Consider the following 23,992-nt stretch of genomic DNA (forward strand, 5'->3'; position numbering starts at 1 on the left):
CAGCCCCCTAGTGACGTTCTGTTGGCAGGCGAGCTGCCTTGTTGACATCAAACCACCAGCTATCGAACCCGAGCGAATAGGTGGGGCGGTCTGCCGGCATCGAGAATTTATCCCAATAGGCAAAGCGGGCATGATTGGAGTACCACATCGGAATCATCAGGTAGTTCCAAGTCAACACCCGATCAAGTGCCCGGCCAAGGGACTGTAACGCCTCAGGCTGGTCCTGATGTTTGATAATCTCAGCAATCAATTGGTCAATAGCCGGATCTTTAATACCTGAAGAATTATAACTAGAGTCGATATAAGCCGAGCTCCACCAGATTTGCAGATTTGGGCTAGGGTAGGGGAAGGCACTGTAAACTGTCGGGATCATATCGTAATCCCGACTGCGCAGGCGGTTAACAAACTGAGAACTGTCAACTTCGCGAATATTCATGGTAATGCCCAAACGCTGCAAATTATGCTTAAACGGTTGAACATATTGGAAGTTACTGCCACTGAGTAACAGCAATTCAAACACAAAAGGCTTACCGGTTTTACTGTTAACCAATTGCTGGTTTTTCACTTCCCAGCCTGCTTCGCTGAGTAGTTCACGCGCTTTTAACAGATTATCCCGCGAATCGCCGCTGCCATCGGTTTGAGGTGGCAGATAAATCTGCGTGAACACCTCTGGTGGTACTTTGCCCTTCAACGGAGCCAGCCAAGCCAGTTCAGCGCTATCTGGATAACCTTTTGCCGCATATTCAGTATTTTGGAAGAAGCTATTGGTACGCTGATAGCTATTGAAATAGAAGGCTTTATTCATCCAGTCAAAGTCAAAAGCTAACGTAAGGGCTTGACGAACTCGTCGATCGCTAAAAATCGGGCGTTGAACGTTAAATGCCAACCATCTCGTATTTTGTGCCGAGTTATCGACAATATCCTGCTTGGCGATATAGCTTTTCGCAAAGTTGCCACCCACATATTGTGTCGCCCAACTCTTCGGTGAGGTTTCTTCACGGAAATCAAATGCGCCGGCTTTAAAGGCTTCCAATGCAACTTTATCATCCAGGTAGTAGTCGTAGCGGATAGTATCAAAGTTATATTGGCCGCGATTAACTGGCAGATTGGCTGCCCAGTAGTCTCTCACCCGTTCATAGGTAACAAACTGGCCCATCTTATATTTGCCGATGCGATAAGGGCCGCTGCCAACGGGGGGTTTGCTGAGTGGGTCACTCAGTTTATGGTTTTGCCAGAAATGAGCAGGCATCACCGGTAAACCAAACAAACCTAACATTTTATCTTTATTCGGTTCCGGGAATTCAAAACGCACCGTCAGCCGCGAAATGGCTTTCACCTGCACGCCTTTATAAATAATACGAAATTGTGGCACCCCTTCGGTCATAAACTTATTGAAGGTAAATGCGACATCTTGTGCGGTAATCGGGGTGCCATCATGAAAACGGGCGCGCGGATTTATATCAACTTCAATCCAACGGAAGTCAGGTGCAAAGCGGGCGGATTCGGCAATTAATGGATAGTAACTGCCAATCTCATCGTCTGAGGTACCAAATAGTGAGTCATACAGCCGCTCAGTGCGCATCGCTGGATTGCCACGTAACGCATAACGGTTAAAGTTATCGAAGGTACCAATGGCGGATAGCGTGATATCTCCGCCTTTGGGGGCGGCTGGATTGACGTAATCAAAATGGCTGAAATCGGCTGAATACTTAGGTTCACCCAGTATAGCAAAAGAGACGCCTTCTTTGATGGTTTCAGCCTGTAGGCCAAAACTCAGGGCTGAAAGTACCAAGGCAGCAAATAGGCGTGACAACATATTGGCGGTAAGCTCCTGCGTTTCATTCCGATAATAATAATCTTAAACGAAATTACCAGTTTGCAGGGGATTAAAGCAAACATTAAGCCAAATATCCTTGTTACTTTAAGCCGTAGCAGTGGTAGTGGCGGCGACTCTGCCAAATAACGCACTTGAATCAGCTCATTGAGGCCATACGAGCTCAGTTAGACCGTGGCGTCAATGACTTTGGATAGGGTTTTGGGCTTACTATCTTTTTTATTACAAAATGCAACGAGAGCCTCAATAGATAGTGGTTTGCTGAGTAAGTAACCTTGTAAGTACTTAACGCCGTGTTGCGCCAAATATTGGAGCTGTTGCTCTGTTTCAACACCTTCAGCGACAGTTTCAATATTGAGCTTATTTGCCAACATTAATACTGAGTCTAATACCGGTGCTGCCACGGTATTAATACCAATGGTACTGACAAATCCACGATCAATTTTAATATAGTCTAAAGTAAAACGTTCTAAATAGATCAGGGCGCTGTGGCCGGTACCAAAGTCATCGACAGCGATTTGTATCCCCTGAGAACGCAGCCAGGCAAACTGTTTAATCGCCAGTTCTTCTTCAACCATGCCTCGCTCGGTAATTTCGAATACCGGTGCCACGATATCCGTATTTAATTGTTTTAACATCTGAGAAACATCTTTGCGGAAACTATCATCAGCAAGATGGACCGGGGAAATATTAAAGGCCAGTTTAGTCCCAACTTGAAGGTGGTCTGCCATTAATTTACTGTCTCTGACAATTAACTCAAATAGGTGGCGGGTTAATGGTTGGATCAGATGCTGAGTTTCCGCATAGGGAATAAAAAGATCCGGGGATATTCGCCCTTCAATCGGATGTTGCCAGCGAATAAGCGCTTCCAAGCCAGATATTGAACGGTCGTGTGAGCGAAATACCGGCTGATATTCAACGAAGAATTCGCCGCGCCTAATACCGCGCAAAATTTCAGCTTCAGCACTTTGGCTGGCGATTAAAATATAATAAGCAAGGATGCCGACCAGACCGGAAAGTAATAGCCCCCCTAACAGGGTTATGCGAATATCATCAGCCGTCAGGCTGGTATGATAAATCAATATTTTAATCGGGTAGCCCGGTAGCTGAACTTCACGCGCGGCTCGAGACGGTAACTGGCTGATGGGTAAAACCTTAGTGTCAAAAGTCGTTACCGCGAACCCATCAATAATAATGGCTAAACCATTTACTTGATTACTAGAAGAGTTAAGTAATAAATAGGGGTGTAAGGTTAATTCCAATGTTGCCAATACACCGGTATTACCACGCCCAGCCTCGCGCAACCACACCCCGACCGCCGGTTTACTTGGCATCATCGGTGTTCCTTGCTGAATTTTAAAATCCAGTGGCTGGGATAAGTTTATTTTAGGATATAGCGCACTGCCCGCGACGTGCATATCGCCTGTTGCTGAAGAACAATAAGCGATACCGTCCCTAACCAATAAAAATGCTCTGACACCATTAGTAAATGCAGCCCGATAGTGGAGTGCCGGACTGGCTTGCTCACAACTCTTGGCACTTAGCGGGATAAGTTGAGACATGGTGGTAGTCAGTTCATTTAGAAACTGAGATGCATAGGAGATAATATGATCACTTTGTGTTGTTAATTTATGCTCGCTACTGCGATAAAGTAATGACAACGTAATAACGACAAAGCAAATAAAGAAACAGAGTGAGAGGATGACACTTTTTTTTACAAGATGGCGTTTGGATAAAATATTGCGGGAGAACGCACTGTTTGAACCCATGTTACGCCGCTCCTCAGCATGATCGATAAAGTGTGATGAGTATAAGTTAAGTTAACAGCGCAACGCCATCAGTTTGCCAATGTGCATTGTTAACAGTAATTAGCCTAGCCAATTGAATCTCCATTCATATAAATCAAAGATGCGGTTTAAATGCATCAAATAAATGAAACAAGCAAAGTTCATTTATACCGAGATATTTAGCAATATGCTTCGGTAAAACAAATCTCCAGCTTATTAACTCGTTCTACATGATTTTATAAAATGAATCGCTGGTAGAGATACCTGAACACCAGGAAGCTCATGGTTAAGCGGGAATAATCTTACACAGAAAATTCTTGGATTTCGCGCCTCTCAGACAAAAAAGGATGTTTCCTACAAATTGGCTGGAAATTTGGCCGGATACGAATCGATGAGGAGGTATGCTTAGACAATAAAAAACGCTACCAATGGCAGCGTTTTACAGTTTCGTTTGGTATCTCGGACAACAGGAATAAAATCAGCTAACTGCGCGAACCGCTGCTTAACACACGACGCCCATCGCGATAACGCTTATTCCAATAATCTTCGTTTAGGCTCGATATCGTCACGCCGACACTGGTCGATGCATGAACAAATTTATCATTACCTAAGTAGATACCGACATGGCGGCCAGTCGAACCTGCACGGAACAGCACCAAATCACCGGGGCGCAATTTAGTTCGTTGGATTTTTTTGCCAAGATCTTGCTGCTCAGAGGTTGAGCGTGGCAAATCCATACCAAATTGTTCACGGAAAGTGGTTTGTACAAATGCGGAGCAATCAATACCGCGTTTGCTGCTACCGCCTAAACGATAACGAACACCTTTCCACCCTGCATACTGTTCTAAAATCTTCGACTTGACGTCAACGTTGCGTACCATCGCTTCGAATTCATCCTGAGAGGCTTGCAGTAAAAGCCCATCTTTGTCATTAACTGCACGCATCTCAGTTTGCGCATTATGTAAGTTCGAAGTCTGTGATGAACTACACGCGGATAACATTACCGCTACTGCAACCGCAGGAATTACCCGCAGAATATATCTCATAATAGGTTGAGACTTGACCATTGTTGTTGTTTTCCCTTGCTGTCCTTACGACGGATGTCGCTACCAAAAAAACCAAACGAATCGAGATTATTGATTGAGATCCGATTAGACAATCACTTAACTGAATAACTGTGCTAGAACGCACAATATTAATCATGCAAGAGGCGAATGACCCAAATCCGAACACAAACGTTTTCGAGATTACCGTAATGATTAATAAAAGGCGAGACCTTTTACAACCATTATTATAGCTAAAGGTTATGTAACATAATGTAAGATTTCAGATTAAAAGTGGATAGCTGGATTTGTAGCCGTTTGGTAACAATAAAGAACCGAAAACGTTAAGGTGAGAGAAAGGCAAAAAATAGACTTTTTTGCCTTAATATAAGGCTGATAGCGTTATTGGCTTTTCGCCCCTGGGAGATTATGGTTAATGACATTAATTATCTTGTCACTTAATGGTGTCAGCAATACCCAGCCCATCCCAACCAGCACTATCGACAGTGAGCCGACAGCAATGTCAGTAAACCAATGTGCGCCAATCATCACCCGTGGCATTGAGAAGATAACGACGATCAGCAGGGCGATGGCAAAAGCACCTTGGGAAAAATAGCGCAGCATAAAGCAGGCAAAAATCATCAGCATCATGCCATGGTCACCGGGGAAACTATCACTGGATGCATCTTTGGTTGGAATACCGGTTAATTCACTGACGCGATTGATATTGTCAAACGTCAGGGTTGGACTAGGATGCGAGACGGGCAGTAGATGGCCTAATTGATTGAGGACCACCGCAGTTAATAGCATTACAACCCCGGTGACTATCAGGCGGCGACGGCCTGCTGGCGTTTCCTTCATATAGAAGTACAAATAAAGTAGCCCCATACATACAAGGGAAATAACATCGAAAATCCGGTTGTTAGTGATTGCCACCAAATGCAGAAATAGGGGGCTGGACAGCAGATGTTGGTTAAAATAGTAAAATATTGCTGAATCTATTTTAAACCAAATGCCATGGTTCGCCGGGATATACCAAGATAGAAACAGGGCAATCCCAATAAAATTGAGCAGTAATATTGTCGGTAAATTACGACGGGTCATGCGGAACCTATAAATTGTCAATGTATAAATTGTGTAACAAATAAAAATCGAGGCACATTATAGCCCCTTATGTAGTCTGATATTCAGTAATTCATGCTGAAGCGTATTCCAATCCGCTTCAGTGGCACTAATCAGTTCAATCCGGCTGTCCAGCGGTGCTATTTGGCGTGTTTCTATTTGCAAGTCCGCGCCTTGTCGATTAACCACCAAGGTGCCTTCAGCAATACGCATAACCCCTTTAACCCGCTCCACCGGATTTAACCGTATCCATTCCAACAATGGGACGGTATCAAACACCGTTTCTGCATTAAATACCCAACCACAGCTATGATAACCTTGCCCCTGATTTAGTGCCCGCCGCCAAGGTTCGATACCTTTCAAACTGAGTGCTGCGAGACCTTTTTGCCGTACTGAGCCGTGGTGATGTGTACCGTCGGGTAATTCATTATTATTACTGTGGGCGATATCCAACAGTGCCGCATCTATCTTCCCCTGTTCGGCATAATAGAGCGGGCGTGATAACGCTTGAAGTTCATGCCATTGTTGCAATACGTTGTTGTCCTGTGGGGTATAGGTATCCTGTTTATTTGCCACAATGATATCTGCGGCCGCCAGTTGGTCGCGGAAGTTCTCATTTTCTGCATAACGCGGTTCACTTAACTGGCGGGCATCCACCAGACAGAGGGTGGCACGCAGGTCAATCCAGGGTTGGTAAACATCAGAGGTTAGTAAAGACAAGATCTGTTTTGGATGCCCCAATCCAGTCGGCTCGATTAATAACCGATCCGGTTTTGCCTGCTGTAGCAGCATATTCAAACCCACTTGCATCGGTAACCCATTAACACAACACATGCATCCACCCGGTATTTCTTTTAATACCGCACCGCTGTCGGCTAGTAGCGCACCATCAATACCGATTTCACCAAATTCATTGACCAATACCGCCCATTTCTCATTCTCCGGTTTTTGTGACAATAAATGGCGGATTGTGGTGGTTTTGCCACACCCCAAAAAGCCGGTAATCAAGTTCGTTTTTGTCATCAGAGATCTCCGATCATAAATTTATTTTCAATAACCCCTCAAGAAAAGGCTCAAGTGTGTCGATGTTATTAGAAGAGGGTATAACACCAGCCAAGCTTATTATTAAACGAAAAAGGCTGAAAGACAGACAATTTCCTAGGCGTCTTAGGAACCTCGCCTAATAGCCTTGCCAGGTTAAGCAATATAATTCACTTCTACGAGGGATTTTAGTGGGTTATAGGCGAAGTCGGGCAATAAAAAATGCTCTGTCGTTCCCATCGAATTGGCTGGAATCCTCTATCATTTAAAATGACAGATATGAAAGTCGAGGTGGTTATGATGAATCTCCGAGTGCTTATTATGGTAGCAATAATGTCTTCATGGATAGTTTCTTTTGCTGCAAGTAGTGCGCAATCTGGCCGATCTGCCTCAGGAACAATCACATTTTATGGAGCCATTGTAGATAGTCCATGTGATACCGCTTTCATCGATAGTACCATTACAACGCGTTGTTATCGTAATGGTCAAACGCTGACTCAAAGGCAAACTGTCTCTGCCAGAATGCCTCTTACTGCCCGTTTACCCGGTAATTTAGCGTCCTCCCGTATGGAGTGGCTGAACCCGCAGCGTAATCTGGGAATCCTCACTGTCACTTATCTCTAATCTATTCAAACATTATGATGTATACATACAAGCACGGCTTATCACAGTGATAAGTCGTGCTAGATGCATGATGCTATTTGAATAAAATCATCTTGCCTGGCGGCAATGATATTGTTCGACCACATGATATACTCCTCCTTATTCAGACACCCTTTGGTCAGGCCAATTTGGTATTGTTTAGCCAATGCCTGATGCAGGAAATAAGGCTATGCGGTTATATCAGGAAGTAGGCAGTCAATTGCGCGAGGCAATTGTCAGCGGGCAATATAGCTTGGGCGATCGTTTACCGCCTGAACGTGACATCGCCGAAAATTTCAGTGTCAGTCGCAGTGTGGTTCGTGAAGCACTGATTATGCTGGAGTTGGAAAAATTGGTTGAGGTACGCAAAGGTTCAGGTGTCTATGTGGTTAATGTGCCTGCGATGCCAGCAAACGGTGAGTCTGCTGTTACTGCGGATTGTGGTTACGGCCCATTTGAACTGTTACAAGCCCGCCAATTACTGGAAAGCGAAGTTGCTGCTTTTGCTGCCATGCAGGCGACTAAAGCCGATATCATCAAAATGCGCCACGCTATCGAGCAGGAAAAGACCGCACTGGCCGCCGGAGCTGTGGATGAAAGTGCCGACGAGCTGTTTCATTATCTGCTGGCGCAATCAACGCAAAATAGCGTGCTGGCCAATATGGTTACTGAGGCCTGGCAAGCGCGCAAAACCAGCGCTATGTGGCAAGTCGCTCACAGTCACACCCTTGATTTTAACTACCGGTGGCAGTGGCTGGAAGATCACCAGAAAATCTTACAAGCGGTGTTACGCCGTGACAGCAAAGCAGCCAAGCAAGCCATGTGGCAGCATTTGGAAAATGTAAAACTGAAGTTGCTTGAGCTTTCAGATGCGGATCATCCAGATTTCGATGGTTATTTGTTTGAGTCTGCACCGTACCAGCTTGAAGAGTAATTTACCCTTCGGCCTTGAAGCTACAGGGGTGTTGGCTGCGCTCACGCACCCGAATCACTTACTTGAGTAAGCTCATCGGGATTCATTTGCTTGCCGCCTACCTGTAACTCCAATGACTTTGGGTAAACCCTTCGGCTTTGAAGCTACAGGGGTGTTGGCTGCGCTCACGAACTCGATTGGAATTAATGAGCCTCATTCGGTAAGCGGGCTAAATTAATCCTGCTGCGCCAAACGTTTTACACTCTCTTTTGCGCCAAATTGTTGCAAGCTGAGATAAGCCTCGGTAACCGCATCAACAAATACCTGCTGCTGTGGTAAGGACTCGCCAAACAGTGATTTCAGCGATAGCAAACTCTGTACCCGGGCCACGCCATCTTCACTACTGGCGACACACTTTTTAAAACTGTCAGCCATGGGATCACGGATATCGATGGCCTGGCCGTTATCGTCGATACCCCCTACATAGCGCATCCAACCGGCGATACCCAATGCCAGACAGCGGTAGGCTCCGCCATGTTGTAAATGCCAACGCACAGAATCGAGCATCCGTTGAGGTAGTTTTTGGCTGCCGTCCATCGCAATCTGCCAGGTGCGGTGCTTTAACGCCGGGTTACTGTAACGCTCAATCAATTGATCAGCATAGGCGTTAAGATCCACCCCGGTGACGCGCAAGGTTGGCGCTTGTTCATCCATCATCAGGCGGCGAGCGGTTAGGCGATAGTTACTGTCGTCCATGCAATCATTAATATGTTGATAACCAGCCAGATAACCCAAATAGGAGAGATACGAGTGGCTGCCGTTTAACATGCGCAACTTCATTTCTTCGAACGGCAAGACATCATCGACTAATTGCACTCCAGCCAGTTCCCAGTCCGGGCGTCCCGCGACAAATTTGTCTTCAACCACCCACTGAATAAACGGTTCACAGGCAATGCCACAAGGGTCTGCTACGCTCAGGGTATCGGCAATTTCCTGCAAGGTTTCGGTGGTGGCAGCCGGAACAATACGGTCGACCATGGTGTTAGGGAAGGTGACATGTTGACTGATCCAACTGGCCAGTTCCGGGTCTCGGGCCATAGCCAGACCGAGGACGGCATTTTTCACTACGTGACCATTTTCTGGAATATTATCGCAAGAAAGCACCGTAAAAGGCGGCAGGCCACGTAAGCGGCGTAAGCGCAGGGCCTCTACCAGAATACCGGGAGCAGAGGTCGGCGCATCGGGTATCGCCAGATCTGCGCGGATAAACTCATTTTGCAGATCCAATTGGCCGCTACCTGGTTCGATGCAGTAGCCTTTCTCAGTAATCGTCAGGGAAACAATGGTTACTTGTGGTTCGGCCAGTTTCTCCAACACTTGGATTATGCCATCTAAGCGGGCATGGACTGACTCACATACTGAGCCGACAACAATGGCCTGATTACCTTGTGCCCCTTTTTCCAGTACGGAAAAGAGATGATTCTGTTGGCGTAAATTTTGAATCAAAACGTCGCCACCAAACAAGCTGACTTCGCAGATGCCCCAATCGCCTCCTTGCTTATTTAATACTCGGTCAGTGAGCAGTGCCTGATGGGCGCGATGAAATGCACCAAAGCCAATGTGAATAATGCGGCTTTTCAGTGCTGTTCTATCATAAGTAGGCTGCTGTACGGTTGAGGGAAGGGGGCTGTTGGCAATGGTGTTCATACGTGGCTCCAAAATCATTCACCCCACGATTATTACAAAGGGGCTGACATAAAAGGTGGCAAATAAAAAGTTGTTAGACCAGTTTTAGTCGGCTGTTTGTAGGAAAGAAGCCACACCATACTGACCTTTTTCTTTTGCTCGTTGCCATGAATATCGGCTTGCAGTGTAAAGCCATATGACAGAAAATAAAATTGGTAAGTCCAATATTGGTTATATTCGTGAGGTGGATCAACCAATGAGGTTTTGCTTTTTGACACCCGGCGGTTAAAAAGTAAGGATAAAGCTGAGTGATACCTATTGGAAATCGGTATAACAACATTTTTAGCACCTGAACAGTTTACGCAGAGAAGGTAAAAATAAATGGAACAAACATGGCGTTGGTATGGCCCGCATGATCCGGTGTCGCTGGATGATATCCGTCAGGCAGGGGCAACTGGAGTAGTGACTGCATTACATCATATTCCGAATGGCGAAGTATGGCCGGTGAGTGAGATCAAACAACGCCAGGCAGAGCTTGCCGCAAAAGGTTTGGTATGGTCGGTGGTCGAAAGTGTCCCGATTCATGAAGAAATAAAAACTCACAGCGGCAACTATCAGCAACATATTGAAAATTATAAGCAGACGCTGCGTAATCTGGCGGACTGCGGTATTGATACCGTGTGCTATAACTTTATGCCGGTGCTGGACTGGACACGCACGGATCTGGAGTATCAACTGCCAGATGGTTCCAAAGCATTGCGTTTCGATCAGATAGCATTTGCAACCTTCGAACTGCATATCCTTAAACGTCCGGGCGCGGTGAATGATTACACGGCGGAAGAACAGGCGCAGGCAGCAGATTACTTTGATGCGATGTCTGAGGCGGATATCGCCAAGCTGACGGGCAATATTATTGCTGGTCTGCCGGGGGCGGAGGAAGGGTATACACTGGATCAATTCCGCGCACGTTTGGCCGAGTATGACGGTATCGATAAAGCGCAACTGCGTGAAAATATGGCTTACTTCCTACAGGCGATTATACCGGTTGCCGAACAGGTCGGTCTGCGTATGGCTGTTCACCCAGATGATCCGCCGCGCCCAATCCTTGGCCTGCCGCGTATTGTTTCCACCATTGAAGATATGCAGTGGCTAAAAGAGACGGTTGATAGTATTCATAACGGTTTTACTATGTGCACCGGCTCTTATGGGGTGCGGGCAGACAATGATCTGGTGAAGATGATCGAAACCTTTGGCGACCGTATTCATTTTACGCATTTACGTTCGACCTGCCGCGAAGGGAACCCAAAGACCTTCCATGAAGGCGGCCATCTGCAAGGCGATGTAGACATGTATTCAGTCGTCAAAGCCATCTTGACCGAAGAGCAACGCCGCCAGGCTGCTGGTGATATGCGCCCGATCCCAATGCGACCAGACCACGGTCATCAGATGTTGGATGATTTACATAAGAAAACCAATCCGGGTTATTCGGCGATTGGCCGTTTGAAAGGGTTAGCTGAGGTGCGTGGTGTGGAGTTGGCGCTGAAGCGGGCGTTCTTCCCTGAGCTAAAATAGCCTGCCATCTTTCAATACATTAAGGGCCAGAAATGGCCCTTAACTGTTTTATACCCAACCATACCCAATAGATTTCAAGATGCAGGAAGGCGGCAAGCGAGATACAAATCGGTCGGGAACCGATTTGTACAGCATTTATGCTAGCCCGCAGGGTGAGGCTCATTAATCCCGATGAGCTTACATAAGTAAGTGATTCGGGTTATTGAGAGCAGCCAACACACCTGCAACTTGAAAGATGAAGAGTATTGGGTGTTATTCAGCGCGGCCCATATAACGACGCTCCGCAATATGAATACGGATTTTCTCACCAGGGCTGATATATTCCGGCACCTGAATAGATAAGCCTGTGCTCATCACCGCAGGCTTGTTACGGGCGCTAGCAGATGCGCCTTTGATGCTGGGTGCAGTGTCAACAATTTCCATATCAACAGTCTGTGGCAATTCCAGCGCCAATAATTGGCCATCCATCGTCAGAACCTGCATGCCTGGCATCCCCCCTTCAGGAATAAATAACAGCTCTTCTTCGATCTGCTCTTTCTTGAAGTTATAAGGGGTGAAATCTTCATCATCCATAAAGACATATTCGTCGCCATCGATGTAAGAGAAGTTCACTGACCGGCGGGTCAGGGTGATGGTATCGAGGATCTCATCACCTTTAAAACGCTCTTCTACTTTTAAGCCGGTACGCACGTCGGAAAAACGCATTTTATACAGCGTACTTGCGCCACGGGCGCTTGGGCTTTGCACATCAATATCTTTCACCAGCAACAATTTGCCGTTGAGGTTGACCGCCATACCACGTTTTATTTCATTAGCTCTTGCCATTTATTAACCGCCAATCAGGATTGAAGATAAGTTGCGACAAGTTACTCGCGCCGCGAGTTTCAGGCAAGCAAATATCACCTTCATTGTTGAAGTCTCAGGGGGTGTTTGCTGGCGACCTGACGGCAACGCTAAACTCTGTGGCTATGGTGCTAAAAAGAGTGATATTCCCGGTGTAAAACCGGGCCTAGCGATAGACCGGTAACCAGCCCAATAGTGCGGCAATATGGGTAACGGCATTGATCAAACCAAACAGGATAATAAAGCCAATCATCAAACGCCCACCGGGAGCGCGATAAGCCGCCTGTGGGAAGCGTTTACGGCTGGCCCGCGCCATCAGTGCTGGCACAATCACCGCCCAAATGGTGGCCGCTAAACCGGCAAAGCCAATGGCATATAAGAAGCCATTTGGGAACAACAGCGCGCCGAGGGTAGGTGGCACAAAAGTGATAAGCGCTGACTTGGTTCGCCCGTTACGGGTATCACTAAACTTAAAGAAGTCAGCGATATAATCAAACAGACCCAGCGACACCCCAAGGAATGAACTGGCCAGTGCCATATAAGAGAAGGCATTAAGTAACTGGCTGGTGGCCTGACTGGCTGAAATGGTGTCCATCTGTTTTAGCAGACTACCAATATTGCCACCGTCGGCAATAACCAGTTTGAACGCGTCACGGCTGATATTGCCTTGAATGGCATACTGCCATAGGACATAAATGATTAACGCGATCAGTGTGCCGTACAACAGGCTACGTACCACCGCTTTGCTGTCTTTGTGATAGTACTTCACCAACCCCGGTACATTGCCGTGGTAACCAAACGAGGTTAACAAGTAGGGCAGTGCCGCCAGCGCATAGGGCAAATAGTGGGCACTGCTATCGGTTTGATTAAACAACACGGCACTTTGCACATGGCTGAACATGTCACCAACCGACATGATAAATGTAATAACCATACCGCCGATCAATATCGTACTTAAGCGATCTACTGCGCGGGTGGATAACCAAACGATAAATGCGACCAATAGCGCAAAGATAAATCCGGCTCCGGTCTGACCAATTCCCGCGACATTTTGCAGGGTGTGGGAAATGATTGAGCCACCGGCAGAGATATAAGCGTAAGTCAGAATATAGAGCACAAAGGTTATCGACAACCCATTGATGGAACTCCAGACCTTGCCAAGCAGGTCTTGCACCATGGTGTGAAAGCTGGCCCCACTAGGATAATTCAGGTTAGCTTCCAGAATCATCAGGCCAGAAATCAGCATACAAGCCCAAGTATAAATCAGCAGCATAACTGAGCCGCTAAACCATACCCCGGCTGTTACGATTGGGATTGAGAACATCCCCGCACCCACAGCGGTTCCGGCGACTATCATCGCACCGCCAAGGACGGAAGGGCGCGATAACGGTTGGGATACATCCATCGACATCTGTAACTCCAAGTATCCTTTATCCTTGACGCTGCGGTAACGCCAATGATTTTGGGTATCAATTATAGGTTAATAGTTCTTTTGTACTAGCTTGATGGTACAGGTTGGTGAGGGAACTGTAAACAGATGAATATACTCACAGGGATTGCATGGTTAGTGATTAGTCTGGTAACAGCATTATCTTGTGACTGAATATCGTACAAATTAGAATTTTTTAGGTTGAAAAGTGAACTGAAAATGAGTGGATGCAAAGAGGCGGCTGTGGTGTGGGTCTGTCATTGCCCCATTAGGCACGGATAGTGCTGGTAGTTAATGGGAGGGATTGCTATTGTCGGCTATTATTCCACCAGCCTACAGGAGCTTGCTGATGGATTGTCGCTCAGATTGCGGTGCCTGCTGTATTGCTCCTTCTATTTCCAGCCCGATCCCTGGTATGCCATTCGGTAAGCCTGCCAATACCCGTTGTCTGCACTTGGACGATGCTATGCGTTGCGCCATTTTTCATTCTCCTTCTCGCCCGGCAGTATGTGCCAGCTTACAAGCATTGCGGGAGATGTGTGCTGATACCCGAGAACAAGCGTTGGTCTATTTGATTAAGCTGGAAGCGGATACCGCCCCTTCGTGATAGAACGGGCGGTATTATTACGTCAAGTCTGATAGGCGCGTTACTTCTTATTAGTCATCGGTGTTGCTTCGATGACGAGTGTTTCCAGTGGTTTTAGCGTAACAATCACCGGCTTACTGTAATCGAGTGGCAGAGTTGCATTAGTGCCATATACCGTTTTAAGTGTGAAGCTCGTTACTTCGCCGCTCGGAATTTCGAAGTTTTTAGTGAGATCTAAATAGTAGCTTTGTTCTTTGTCGGATGGATTACGCAATCCAAATACCGCTTTATCTTTATTCCATGAGGCCCAGCCATAAACGTCCAGCGCTGTAGGGTCACCGCCAATCCAATGGGTATCAACCAGCACATCGCTATTTTTCCGTGACCATTTAGCGGCGGTCGCCAACGTATCCCATTTGTTGTTATTTAACATGGATGGCGTGATGTAAAGTTCTTGTAGTTGGGTTCCCGTTGCAAAGTAGCTCCAGACCTGATCAGCAAAGTCATGGTCGGTCTGTACTTTTTCCAACCCAAAATAGGCATTTTCCGCGCTAACAATGCCGTGGTACATCAGCGAGTTTATCGGGAATAGCGGGCCTTTGCGCACGATGGAGCGGTAGGTTTCAGCATCACGGTAAGTCATCCATTGCTGAGCGGGGGAACCTTTGCCAAACAGGTTGATATCATCGCCCTGACGCCAGATAGCGTCCGCGTAGAACAGCCATGAGGGGCTGGCATCGGTGCCGGTGGTCAGGTTGATAAACAGATCTTTATTGGCCTCGCGCATGTTTTTAATCAGCTCGATGGAGGCGTCAAAATCAGAGGCGAACTGGCTGCCTGGGATATACGAATTGGCGTTACCCATACCGTCTAGCTTGAAGGAGGTGATATGTTCGTTTTTGATAAGCTTAATGATTTGCTCATTAAAATTACGGAAGTAATTGGGGCCGGAGAGCGCGAATTTCCCATCAACGGTTTCGAAGCCGTTTTCTTTGGCGTGTGAGACGCGAATATCGCGCGGTTTGTTATAGCCTCCCCAAGGTGACAGCCATAAACCTACCGAGGTATGTAAGCTGTCAGCTTTCTGTTTCACCCCCCCGAATCCCTTACTAAATGCTGGGCCAAACAGCCATTTACCGGTGCGGTCATCCCAGCCGTCATCCAGTAGAAAACCATCAAGTTTTACCCCGCGTTTTTTAATCAGTTCGTCGGCGTAGGTATCCATCCGGTTGAGCACTTCTTGTTCTGTGTAGGTGGTGAAGAAACCAATATCCATCCAGCTATTGTAGTGAAGGTAGGGCTGATATGGGCGCGCGCGCATGCTGTTGATAAATTGGTTGAAGCTGCGACGTAACTGGTTGTTTTCTTCAAAAGTGCCGAAATACAGGGTGAAGCTGACGGGCGTCTCCACTTTAATCGGTGTTTTTAACGCAACATTCAGATTGGTTGTCGTTTCATATGCATAGGTATTGACGATCGGTTTTTCCGGCAGAATAAAGAAGCTGTCAGCGATAATGGGAGAGCTATTAATTGCGCCGTCTACATAAGGTGCCTGGGATTGCCCTTTGGTTGGGAAGAAGGTGATTTTCGCAACATCCCGTGCCTGACCTTTGGCCTGAATCCGGTAGTCAATACTGGCGTATTGACCTTTTAGTACGTTGAGCACCACGGTGACATCAAAATCTTTATGTTCATAGTTGATATGAATTGCATCATCTTTTTGGCTGACATTTTTAATTTTAAAATCGGCCGCGTGAATAACCTCTTCGTTGGGCAGTGTTAGAAAGAACAATTCTACAGGCGCAAGTTTGCGGCCTGAAAGCTTATCTTTTATCACCACCGCTGAGTTTGCATCGTCAAAAGAGAGGGCGATTTTATTGTTATTCAGCAAGTATTCGGAGGCAAAGGCGGCATTGCTCATCAGCAATAATAATAACGAGCTCTTTATGATTGTTCTCATACGATATCCTTGTTATTTGAGGTCCAGAAAGGTTATTTACATTTTGAGTCGGTGCTTTGAGTCTGATAATTATTAAAATTCATGATGTTACCCGACGATAGCCGGGCAACATTTTGATGACACAAGATTTATAGCGAGGTTTCAGTTTCGGGGATTAACTTATTAGCTGATCCGCAGACGATGATTTTACTGCGCACAACGTCTTTCATGGCATCCATACCGACGCGCATGTAATAGCGCGGGTCGTTACCTTCTGGGTTATCACCAAACCATTTTTTTACCGCCGCCGCGAAGGCGATTTTCAACTCAGTTGCTACGTTTACTTTGCAAACACCCAGTTCAATGGCTCGTCTGACATAGTCATCAGGGACATCGCTCGCGCCGTGTAGAACCAATGGAATATCGACGGTTTCATGGATTTCTGCCAGGCGCTGGAAATCAATTTTGGGCTGTTTGGCGTACAGGCCGTGGGCTGTTCCGATAGCAACCGCGAGGCTATCGACACCGGTAAGTTCCACAAAGCGACGCGCTTCTTGCGGGTCAGTGAGAAAAGCGCTCTCCTCATCGACATCCATATCGTCTTCCACCCCTCCCAGACGCCCTAACTCAGCTTCAACACTACAATCGTGGCGATGACAAAAATCGACGACACTCTTCACCAGAGACACATTCTCAGCAAATGGGAAGTGGCTACCGTCAATCATCGCACTGCGTACACCGGCGTTGACCTTGCGGCTGATATCGTCTAGTGATTCGTGATGGTCGAGATGCAGCGCGAGCGGCATGCCATAACTTTCAGAGTAGGCTTCGCACAATGCGTAGATTTCTTCAAAAGCGATGTGCTTAAAGGTGCCGGGCGTACCCGCAAGGATCACCGGTGATTGCATCTCTTTGCAAACTTCTAGAATGGCCTGAATGGTTTCCGCGTTATGGATATTAAAAGCAGGTACGGCGTAGCGCCGAGCCTGCGCATCCTGCAAAAGATATTTGGTAGAAATAATGCTCATGTAGTGATCCTCTCAGCCTTTCCAGGGATGAATAACGACGCCTTTCACTACACGGTTTACCGTGCCGCTGGCGGAAGGGGTGTCGGGGGTGATACCTGCTTTGATAGATTCGCTGAGAGCGAAAATCTGTGTGTACATCAGGAAGCAGAACGCCTGTTCGACATCAATAAACTCTCGGGCTGCGGGTAACAAAATATGCGGACCTGCGCCGATTGCTGGGCTGGATTCGGCACAAATCGCTACGACGCGCATCGCTTGTTGGTCGCGGCGCAGCTCAGCCAGTAAGTCGAGGTCGTATTGGCGGGTATAAGGGTGGCTTGAAACAAACACCACAACCAGCGTTTCAGCGTTAACCAGTGATTTTGGTCCGTGGCGAAAGCCGGTGGGGGACTCATAAAACGCAGCCAATTTACCTGCCGTTAGCTCCAGCACTTTCAGTGCTGATTCGCGCGCCACACCTTGCAATCCGCCACTGCCGAGGTAAACAATCCGTTTAAAGGGCAGGTCACCAAATACGGCAGTGCTAAAGTCGCCCTGCGAAGCAACTATCTGCTTACAGCGCGTTGCTACATCCTGAAAGCTGGTGCTGTTGATGACATCGGGGGCGAAGACGGCCAAACAACTGGCCATCATGGTACTGATGCTACTGGTCATGGCGAAACCACGGTCATGGGTTTCAGTTGGCATTAACAGCGCCAGTGCGTTATCACTTTTCAACGCATTGTGATACAAGCTGCCGGCTTCATTGCAGGTGATGACCAGATGGTGGCACTGGCTGACGAGTTGGTTGGCTAAGTCTACTGCGGCGACGCTTTCAGGGCTGTTACCAGAGCGTGCAAAGGAGATGAGCAGTGTCGGGCGTTGGGGAGATAAATAGTCAGCAGGATTAGTAACGAGGTCTGTTGTGGGCACTGCGACAAAATTTCTCCCGCTATGGCGCGACAGCCACGGCGCAATAATATCGCCGATAAATGCTGAGGTACCGGCACCTGTCAGGACAATCTGTAGGTCAGATGTTTGTAGGAGCGGCGCAAGGAAAGTGTCGATATCGCTACGTTGACGTTCAATGTTTTTTAACGATCGGATCCAGCTTGCTGGTTGCTGGCGGATCTCTTTTTCAGTCCAGGTTGATGTGCCGCAAGTATCGGCAGATTGGGTTTCGCTCATAACTCAGTCCTTAGTAGTGCATATTCAATGGGTCAGTACAAAGTAGAACATGACAATCTTTCGTTTCATTTCATTTCATCAATTTTATGTCTAAGTGAAAATCTATAGAAAAGAAAACGAAAGGTCAATATAAGAAAAGTAATAAAACGAAAAACGTGATCTGAAAGTGGGTTACTGGTTGTTACTATTTTGATTTATATGAATATATTATATTTATTTAATAAATGGTTTAGAGTCAGAAGAAAGGAAAAGAAAGGTTTGTGGCAGAATTAGCCACAAACCAAAGTGATATGTAATGAAAGGTCTACAGGGCGATTCGCTGTCCATCAATCCAAATGGTTTGTAGCATGAGCCGTGAATCCAGCGCGATAATGTTGGCTCGTTTACCTGCCGCCAGAGAGCCGTATGTGTGGTCAAGCCCCAGCATTTTGGCCGGGTGCAGCGAGGCCATATGAATCGCATCCGCAGCAGGTACACCCACGTTATTGACCAGATTTCGCACCGCTGCATCCAACGAAAGTGTACTTCCGGCCAGCCCGCCAGAGGCAGTACGGACAATACCCTGTTGCATTGTTACTGGATGACCGCAAATCGCATAGTCGCCATCAGGCATTCCAGCCGCGCTCATCGCATCGGTTATCAGCAATATTCGAGGCTTGGCGCAGGTACAACAAAGGCTCATTACTGCGGGGTGAACATGGTGGCCATCTGCTATCAACTCAAGCCATGCTCGCTTATCGGTGAGCCCTGCGCCAACCATGCCGGGATTACGATGATGGAGACCTGTCATACCGTTAAAGCAATGCACCAGTCCATCGGCTCCCACATCAAACGCACGAATAGTTTCTTCATAGTTCGCCGCGCTGTGGCCGAGCATGACCTTTATCCCCTGGCTTTTTAGATGCTTAATTGCCGCCAGCGCACCCGATTTCTCTGGTGCCAATGCCACAACACGTAATGTGTTTTGTGACACGTCAATCAACCTATTTAGCTCGGTAATGTCCAGCTCACGGAACAGCTCCGGTGGATGTGCCCCTTTGTTCTGCGGGGTGAAGTAAGGGCCTTCAAGATAGCTACCCAACACCGTCGCACCTTGTCCACCTTGATGGTAGCGCTGCGCAATACGCCGCAGTGCACACTCTATTTCCCCAAGGGGCGCGGTGACGGTGGTCGGCAACCAGCCGCCAACCCCTTCGCGTGCTTTATACAATGCGAGCTGATCCAGTACCTCTGGCGAGTCATCCATGACATCGACACCATCACCGCCGTGGACATGAATATCGATATAGGCTGGGCACAGTAGTTCAACGTCGCGCAGCGCAACCCCTGTGGGGATTGGCTCGATGGCAACGATGGTGTTGCCATCTATGCGTAACTGATGATCGTCGAGCCAGCCTTGCTCGGTCAGCACCCGCCTGGCTCGCAACAGTACTGTCATATTCCTTCCTCGACAGGCGCGGCTTCGCGATAACGGCCCATTTCGTCCACCAGACTGGTCAACCCTCGGTGACCACACTCTAGCGCCTGAAGGCGGAACTCTTTACTACTGAGGCCATCGCGCTCCAGCACCATCTCCAGCAAAAGCTGTAAATTTACCCCAGTGATCACTTCACGTTCTGCTTTCTGCATTGCCAGCGTCGAGGCAACGCGGAAGGGAGTACCTCCGAGCAAATCCGTCAAAAAAATTAGCCCTTCTTTTTCATCCAGATTAGCTAATGCCTCTTCAAACTGAGCGGTAAGCAGCGCGGTGGAGGAGCTTTCAGGAAAATCGATGGCTATCACTTGCTGTTGTTCGCCAAGTATTTGTTTCATCGCTTTTTCCAGCCCGGTGGCAAACCCACCGTGACCGCTAAGAATAATGCTTAACATGGCGTTTCCTCTTGCTTATAAAAAGTGACCAAACTTTCCGACAACGCCTAATACCACGGTCAGCCCGATGAGTCGCAGAGGGCTCCAGCCACGGCGCACTAGCCAGTACATCGTGAGGGTGTATACCAGTGGGAGGAAGGCTGGCATCAGTTTGTCGATAACATCGGTTTGCAGCTTAACCACGGCATCGCCTGCGGTGATTTCAAGCGTGGTGGACAAACGAACGTAGGTGGCGACAAGTGCACCGATCACCGTCATCCCAACGATAGAAGCCGCTCGCCCCACTTTAAGGGTATTGGCTTTGATAAGCGGGATAGCCGCGACACCCATGCGATAGGCATAGTGAGCAAGCCCGAAACGAAGCCCAAGATGGACGACATTAAACATCACGAGAAACACGATCGCGCCGAGGATCGAACCTTGCAGGGCTAAACTGGCTCCAATACCGCCACAGATGGGGAGCAAGGTCAGCCAGAACATCGCATCACCAATTCCCCCCAGTGGCGCACCAACGGCGATTTTCGTACTTTGAATACTGTTCACATCCTGCTTTGAACGTTCCATCGCCAGGATGATGCCGATGACAAACGTCACCAGGAAAGGATGGGTGTTGAAGAACCCCATATGGCCTTTCATCGCCCGCGCCAGATCATTTTTATTGGTGTGGATCTTTTTCAGTGCAGGCAATATGCCATACAGCCAGCCGGAAGCTTGCATACGCTCATAGTTAAATGAGGCTTGCAGCAACATGGAACGCCATGCCACGCGGTTGATATCTTTCTTTGTCAGTTCCGCACCGATACTTTGGTCTTCATAGATATTGTCGTTGCTATCAATGACCGCCTTTTCAGTGGCGTTAGCGCTTGGCAGAACCTGAGTATTAGATGCCATCTTCAAATTCCTCTTTCTGAGTGCTGGAAGTCTGCTGTGGAGTTGAGTCTTTACGCATGAAATCGATTAACGCCATTGCCAAGGCTGCGGCGGCAATCGCCAGTACCGGCAGTTTCAGCCAGGCCGCAGCAACAAAGCCAAGAATGAAGTAAGGGATATAAACGTTTTTCATCATTATTTTCAGCAATACGGCAAAGCCGATTGCAGGCATGATGCCACCTGCCACACCAAGGCCGTCTATCAGGCGGGCTGGCAAGACATCAATGACCGTCTTCGCATGCTCAGCACCAAAATAGATGGGCAAGAATGCGCACAGAAAATAGAACGTACCCAGAGCCAGCAAGGCCAGATAGTTAACGCGTTCAATGCCGTCGGTATCCGCATTTGCCGCCATCCGGTCACAGCGCGCCATCACACCAGACATGATAGAGAACAAGAAGGTGATGCCCATTTGCACCGCCACGGCGAACGGCACTGCAACTCCAACCGCGACCTCCGGTTTTACACCGGCAGTAATAGCAAAGGCTGTGCCGACAATAGTACCGATAATCACATTCGGCGGTTGGGCACCGGCCAGTGGAGCAAGCCCCATCCAGACCAGTTCCAGAGTACCACCGGTGAGTATCCCCATATGAAGGTCGCCAAGGATCAGGCCAACCAGCGGCCCCAGGACCACCGGGCGGTGCATATGTGTCAGGCCGTTGAACATATCCAAGCCAGCAATAAAGGCCAGAATCCCCAACGCGGATGCCTGTAATAAGCTAATTTCCATAGAAAATACCTCAGAGGAGTTTGTAGAGATCCTGAGCGGGCTCGGTCGGCACGCCCTGAATAAAACATTCCACCCCTGCTTTTCTCAGGCCATAGAAAGCGGCAATATCCTGATCATCGACAGAGACGGTTTTCGCTATTTGTTGTTTACCTTCGGCATAATGCATGTTGCCGACATTGATTCGGGTCACGGGTACGTCACCGTTGACCAGTGTTAGAAAGTCTTCGGGATTTTTGCAGACCAGTAAAATTTTCTGCCGATCGGTTGCACGATGAATATTGTCGATCACTTTTTGCAGTGGCCAGAAGCGCACGGCAATTCCTTCTGCCAGAACCATTTCCATCAGGTTTTGTTGAACCTGATCTTCGGCAACTTCATCATTGGCAACCAACACCAGATTTGCGCCGGCAAAACCAACCCATTGAACGCCAACCTGGCCGTGAATCAGGCGCTCATCAATACGACTTAATACAATGTTTGGCATGTTTTCTTCCTTATTATCATTGTGTTAATGGGATGGCGATGTTCCCATGCAGGCGGCATGGTACTGGCGCAATACATCCTGAATATGGTCAATAATCAGTTCGTGCGGTGTTGCCGCAAGCTGGCCTTCACGGACCTTAACGTATTGAAGTGGCAGATACTGGCTGATCAACGGCAAGGGCAGCGGTTTATCCGTTAAATTATTTACTAACCGAGCATAAGCCTCGTCAATGTGGTGATCAGGCCAGTAGTAACGAACGCGATCAGAATAGCTGTAGCCGCGCGCCAGACGACGTTCATCGTTATTACCGTGGTAATGCTGTTTCCAGTGCTCCGGGTGTTCCTGCATGACGCTTTCCAGTACATCTCGTAGCCCCGAACATTGGTATGCGGGGCGTAGTTCCTGCTCGATAGCGGCCAGTGAAAATAGCGCTTCACGCAGCGCGAAAGTAAGTGCCGGACCGACTTTCAAAATGGCAAAGTGGTGCTGAACTAGCTGTTGTAGGGCGAACGGAGTTTGGTAATCAGTGGAGTGAGCTTCAAAGACCATCGTGTCAAACTCTTCGATAGTCCGACTCAGAGCAAGAGATTTCTCAGGTTGATAATCAATAACATGAGTATGATCGAATTCTACACCGGGTTGGACGACTAGCCCGATAATGCGTGGCCACAGATCGTGCAGACCTTGTTGTTCAAAAGCATGACGATGAGCCTCGAGCGTTGCTTTTGCCGCCTGGGGGGAGGTGACCACCAGCGTTGACAGCGTTTCATGTGCTCCTCCTGGAACAGGGACTTCCGTTCCAATAACATAAACCAGATCAGACGAACCTTGTTTTTCTTTGCGGGTCTGTTCTGCAATTAAGGCAAGCCTTGCTGCTCTCCCGGCGACGATTTCGTCTGTTAATGGCTCGGGGTCATCTGCACAAGACATACTGCAATCAAGGTGAATTTTCTTAAAGCCAGCTGCGACATAATGGCGAATAAGTTCTTCTGCATGAGACATGGCCTCTGCGGCAGGGGCGTTTTGCCAGCGATTTGGCCCCAGATGATCGCCCCCTAACACCAACTGATTACGAGGGAAGTGATGTTTATCCGCCATTTGCTCAACAAAACCACGGAAATCATCTGGGGTCATACCGGTATAGCCGCCATACTGATCCACCTGATTGGAGGTGGCTTCTATTAATAAGATGGATTGCGCGTCTCGGGCGTGGCGCATTGCTGCTTCCAGAACCAATGGGTGAGCAGAACAGACGGCAAAAATGCCACATCGCTTATCGTGCTTATGGTCGGCCACAAACTCGGTTAAATGTTTCACTTTCCTCTCCGTATGGGGTTTTGATTA

General features: G+C 47.9%; 21 protein-coding genes. 4 read left to right on the forward strand and 17 right to left on the reverse strand.

What is annotated here, in order from left to right; all coding sequences use genetic code 11:
• Positions 1 to 7: 7 nt before the first annotated feature.
• From EL015_RS07725 to EL015_RS07745, 5 genes are all read right to left on the reverse strand, one after another.
• On the reverse strand, positions 8 to 1,816 hold the full coding sequence (locus tag EL015_RS07725) for an extracellular solute-binding protein (RefSeq protein ID WP_005190054.1): 1,809 nt from the start codon (positions 1,814 to 1,816) through the stop codon (positions 8 to 10).
• Positions 1,817 to 2,001: 185 nt separating this feature from the next.
• The gene (locus tag EL015_RS07730) at positions 2,002 to 3,603 is read right to left on the reverse strand and encodes a cyclic di-GMP phosphodiesterase (protein WP_005190051.1); all 1,602 of its coding nucleotides are present in this window, start codon (positions 3,601 to 3,603) and stop codon (positions 2,002 to 2,004) included.
• A 500-nt stretch (positions 3,604 to 4,103) separates the two neighbouring features.
• Positions 4,104 to 4,688 carry a bifunctional murein DD-endopeptidase/murein LD-carboxypeptidase gene (mepS, locus tag EL015_RS07735; protein ID WP_032907353.1) on the reverse strand — a complete coding sequence of 195 codons (585 nt, stop codon included), beginning with the start codon at positions 4,686 to 4,688 and terminating at the stop codon, positions 4,104 to 4,106.
• Positions 4,689 to 5,066: 378 nt separating this feature from the next.
• Positions 5,067 to 5,768 carry a phosphatase PAP2 family protein gene (locus tag EL015_RS07740; RefSeq protein WP_005190048.1) on the reverse strand — a complete coding sequence of 234 codons (702 nt, stop codon included), beginning with the start codon at positions 5,766 to 5,768 and terminating at the stop codon, positions 5,067 to 5,069.
• Positions 5,769 to 5,825: 57 nt separating this feature from the next.
• Entirely contained in the window at positions 5,826 to 6,809 is a 984-nt protein-coding gene (locus EL015_RS07745; protein WP_032907351.1) for a CobW family GTP-binding protein, read from the reverse strand.
• A gap of 315 nt (positions 6,810 to 7,124) precedes the next feature.
• Here EL015_RS07745 and EL015_RS22070 point away from each other — a divergent pair, with 315 nt between their 5' ends.
• The gene (locus tag EL015_RS22070) at positions 7,125 to 7,451 is read left to right on the forward strand and encodes a fimbrial protein (RefSeq protein ID WP_032907383.1); all 327 of its coding nucleotides are present in this window, start codon (positions 7,125 to 7,127) and stop codon (positions 7,449 to 7,451) included.
• 208 nt (positions 7,452 to 7,659) lie between these two features.
• Positions 7,660 to 8,403 carry a GntR family transcriptional regulator gene (locus tag EL015_RS07755; RefSeq protein ID WP_032907350.1) on the forward strand — a complete coding sequence of 248 codons (744 nt, stop codon included), beginning with the start codon at positions 7,660 to 7,662 and terminating at the stop codon, positions 8,401 to 8,403.
• Between the two features lie 213 nt (positions 8,404 to 8,616).
• Here EL015_RS07755 and EL015_RS07760 read toward each other — a convergent pair whose 3' ends face one another.
• Entirely contained in the window at positions 8,617 to 10,089 is a 1,473-nt protein-coding gene (locus tag EL015_RS07760; protein WP_032907347.1) for a mannitol dehydrogenase family protein, read from the reverse strand.
• 360 nt (positions 10,090 to 10,449) lie between these two features.
• Between EL015_RS07760 and uxuA the strand changes: the two genes are divergently transcribed.
• Positions 10,450 to 11,640 (forward strand): mannonate dehydratase, encoded by a 1,191-nt coding sequence (gene uxuA / locus EL015_RS07770; RefSeq protein WP_005190025.1) that lies wholly within the window; start codon positions 10,450 to 10,452, stop codon positions 11,638 to 11,640.
• A gap of 252 nt (positions 11,641 to 11,892) precedes the next feature.
• Here uxuA and yeiP read toward each other — a convergent pair whose 3' ends face one another.
• Both yeiP and mtr read right to left on the reverse strand, forming a co-directional pair.
• On the reverse strand, positions 11,893 to 12,465 hold the full coding sequence (gene yeiP, locus EL015_RS07775; RefSeq protein ID WP_005193072.1) for an elongation factor P-like protein YeiP: 573 nt from the start codon (positions 12,463 to 12,465) through the stop codon (positions 11,893 to 11,895).
• 184 nt (positions 12,466 to 12,649) lie between these two features.
• Positions 12,650 to 13,894: a tryptophan permease gene (gene mtr / locus EL015_RS07780; RefSeq protein ID WP_032908000.1), complete on the reverse strand. Its 1,245-nt coding sequence runs from the start codon at positions 13,892 to 13,894 to the stop codon at positions 12,650 to 12,652.
• Positions 13,895 to 14,261: 367 nt separating this feature from the next.
• On the opposite strand from mtr, the gene EL015_RS07785 reads away from it, so the two are divergent.
• Positions 14,262 to 14,519: a YkgJ family cysteine cluster protein gene (locus tag EL015_RS07785; RefSeq protein ID WP_005193063.1), complete on the forward strand. Its 258-nt coding sequence runs from the start codon at positions 14,262 to 14,264 to the stop codon at positions 14,517 to 14,519.
• A 40-nt stretch (positions 14,520 to 14,559) separates the two neighbouring features.
• Here EL015_RS07785 and EL015_RS07790 read toward each other — a convergent pair whose 3' ends face one another.
• From EL015_RS07790 to kbaZ, 9 genes are all read right to left on the reverse strand, one after another.
• The gene (locus EL015_RS07790; RefSeq protein ID WP_032907999.1) at positions 14,560 to 16,458 is read right to left on the reverse strand and encodes an alpha-amylase family protein; all 1,899 of its coding nucleotides are present in this window, start codon (positions 16,456 to 16,458) and stop codon (positions 14,560 to 14,562) included.
• A gap of 128 nt (positions 16,459 to 16,586) precedes the next feature.
• Positions 16,587 to 17,465 carry a tagatose-bisphosphate aldolase subunit KbaY gene (gene kbaY / locus EL015_RS07795; protein WP_005193058.1) on the reverse strand — a complete coding sequence of 293 codons (879 nt, stop codon included), beginning with the start codon at positions 17,463 to 17,465 and terminating at the stop codon, positions 16,587 to 16,589.
• 12 nt (positions 17,466 to 17,477) lie between these two features.
• The gene (locus tag EL015_RS07800; protein ID WP_005193056.1) at positions 17,478 to 18,632 is read right to left on the reverse strand and encodes an SIS domain-containing protein; all 1,155 of its coding nucleotides are present in this window, start codon (positions 18,630 to 18,632) and stop codon (positions 17,478 to 17,480) included.
• A 304-nt stretch (positions 18,633 to 18,936) separates the two neighbouring features.
• Positions 18,937 to 20,070, reverse strand: coding sequence for an N-acetylglucosamine-6-phosphate deacetylase (nagA, locus tag EL015_RS07805; protein WP_032907998.1), 1,134 nt, complete (start codon positions 20,068 to 20,070; stop codon positions 18,937 to 18,939).
• Positions 20,067 to 20,501 carry a PTS galactosamine/N-acetylgalactosamine transporter subunit IIA gene (gene agaF / locus EL015_RS07810; RefSeq protein WP_005193054.1) on the reverse strand — a complete coding sequence of 145 codons (435 nt, stop codon included), beginning with the start codon at positions 20,499 to 20,501 and terminating at the stop codon, positions 20,067 to 20,069. The genes nagA and agaF overlap by 4 nt, the downstream gene beginning before the upstream one ends.
• Before the next feature lie 15 nt (positions 20,502 to 20,516).
• Positions 20,517 to 21,392, reverse strand: a complete 876-nt coding sequence (gene agaE, locus EL015_RS07815) for a PTS N-acetylgalactosamine transporter subunit IID (protein WP_032907997.1) — start codon at positions 21,390 to 21,392, stop codon at positions 20,517 to 20,519.
• The gene (gene agaW / locus EL015_RS07820; protein WP_005193049.1) at positions 21,382 to 22,164 is read right to left on the reverse strand and encodes a PTS N-acetylgalactosamine transporter subunit IIC; all 783 of its coding nucleotides are present in this window, start codon (positions 22,162 to 22,164) and stop codon (positions 21,382 to 21,384) included. Before agaW ends, agaE begins: the two co-directional genes overlap by 11 nt.
• A 10-nt stretch (positions 22,165 to 22,174) precedes the next feature.
• A complete protein-coding gene (gene agaV, locus EL015_RS07825; RefSeq protein ID WP_005193047.1) occupies positions 22,175 to 22,648 on the reverse strand; it encodes a PTS N-acetylgalactosamine transporter subunit IIB in 474 nt (157 codons plus the stop codon).
• Between the two features lie 24 nt (positions 22,649 to 22,672).
• Entirely contained in the window at positions 22,673 to 23,965 is a 1,293-nt protein-coding gene (kbaZ, locus tag EL015_RS07830) for a tagatose-bisphosphate aldolase subunit KbaZ (RefSeq protein ID WP_005193046.1), read from the reverse strand.
• Between the last annotated feature and the right edge of the window lie 27 nt (positions 23,966 to 23,992).

This window comes from Yersinia intermedia (assembly GCF_900635455.1).
Lineage (GTDB): Bacteria > Pseudomonadota > Gammaproteobacteria > Enterobacterales > Enterobacteriaceae > Yersinia > Yersinia intermedia.

Bases quoted from the DNA above. Each gene is read 5' to 3' on its own strand.
- agaW (WP_005193049.1), bottom strand. From the start codon at position 22,164: ATGGAAATTAGCTTATTACAGGCATCCGCGTTGGGGATTCTGGCCTTT.
- EL015_RS07745 (WP_032907351.1), bottom strand. From the start codon at position 6,809: ATGACAAAAACGAACTTGATTACCGGCTTTTTGGGGTGTGGCAAAACC.
- EL015_RS07760 (WP_032907347.1), bottom strand. From the start codon at position 10,089: ATGAACACCATTGCCAACAGCCCCCTTCCCTCAACCGTACAGCAGCCT.
- EL015_RS07790 (WP_032907999.1), bottom strand. From the start codon at position 16,458: ATGAGAACAATCATAAAGAGCTCGTTATTATTATTGCTGATGAGCAAT.
- EL015_RS07725 (WP_005190054.1), bottom strand. From the start codon at position 1,816: ATGTTGTCACGCCTATTTGCTGCCTTGGTACTTTCAGCCCTGAGTTTT.
- yeiP (WP_005193072.1), bottom strand. From the start codon at position 12,465: ATGGCAAGAGCTAATGAAATAAAACGTGGTATGGCGGTCAACCTCAAC.
- agaV (WP_005193047.1), bottom strand. From the start codon at position 22,648: ATGCCAAACATTGTATTAAGTCGTATTGATGAGCGCCTGATTCACGGC.
- agaF (WP_005193054.1), bottom strand. From the start codon at position 20,501: ATGTTAAGCATTATTCTTAGCGGTCACGGTGGGTTTGCCACCGGGCTG.
- agaE (WP_032907997.1), bottom strand. From the start codon at position 21,392: ATGGCATCTAATACTCAGGTTCTGCCAAGCGCTAACGCCACTGAAAAG.
- mepS (WP_032907353.1), bottom strand. From the start codon at position 4,688: ATGGTCAAGTCTCAACCTATTATGAGATATATTCTGCGGGTAATTCCT.
- EL015_RS07755 (WP_032907350.1), top strand. From the start codon at position 7,660: ATGCGGTTATATCAGGAAGTAGGCAGTCAATTGCGCGAGGCAATTGTC.
- kbaY (WP_005193058.1), bottom strand. From the start codon at position 17,465: ATGAGCATTATTTCTACCAAATATCTTTTGCAGGATGCGCAGGCTCGG.
- EL015_RS07800 (WP_005193056.1), bottom strand. From the start codon at position 18,632: ATGAGCGAAACCCAATCTGCCGATACTTGCGGCACATCAACCTGGACT.
- mtr (WP_032908000.1), bottom strand. From the start codon at position 13,894: ATGTCGATGGATGTATCCCAACCGTTATCGCGCCCTTCCGTCCTTGGC.
- uxuA (WP_005190025.1), top strand. From the start codon at position 10,450: ATGGAACAAACATGGCGTTGGTATGGCCCGCATGATCCGGTGTCGCTG.
- nagA (WP_032907998.1), bottom strand. From the start codon at position 20,070: ATGACAGTACTGTTGCGAGCCAGGCGGGTGCTGACCGAGCAAGGCTGG.
- EL015_RS07730 (WP_005190051.1), bottom strand. From the start codon at position 3,603: ATGGGTTCAAACAGTGCGTTCTCCCGCAATATTTTATCCAAACGCCAT.
- EL015_RS07740 (WP_005190048.1), bottom strand. From the start codon at position 5,768: ATGACCCGTCGTAATTTACCGACAATATTACTGCTCAATTTTATTGGG.
- EL015_RS07785 (WP_005193063.1), top strand. From the start codon at position 14,262: ATGGATTGTCGCTCAGATTGCGGTGCCTGCTGTATTGCTCCTTCTATT.
- EL015_RS22070 (WP_032907383.1), top strand. From the start codon at position 7,125: ATGATGAATCTCCGAGTGCTTATTATGGTAGCAATAATGTCTTCATGG.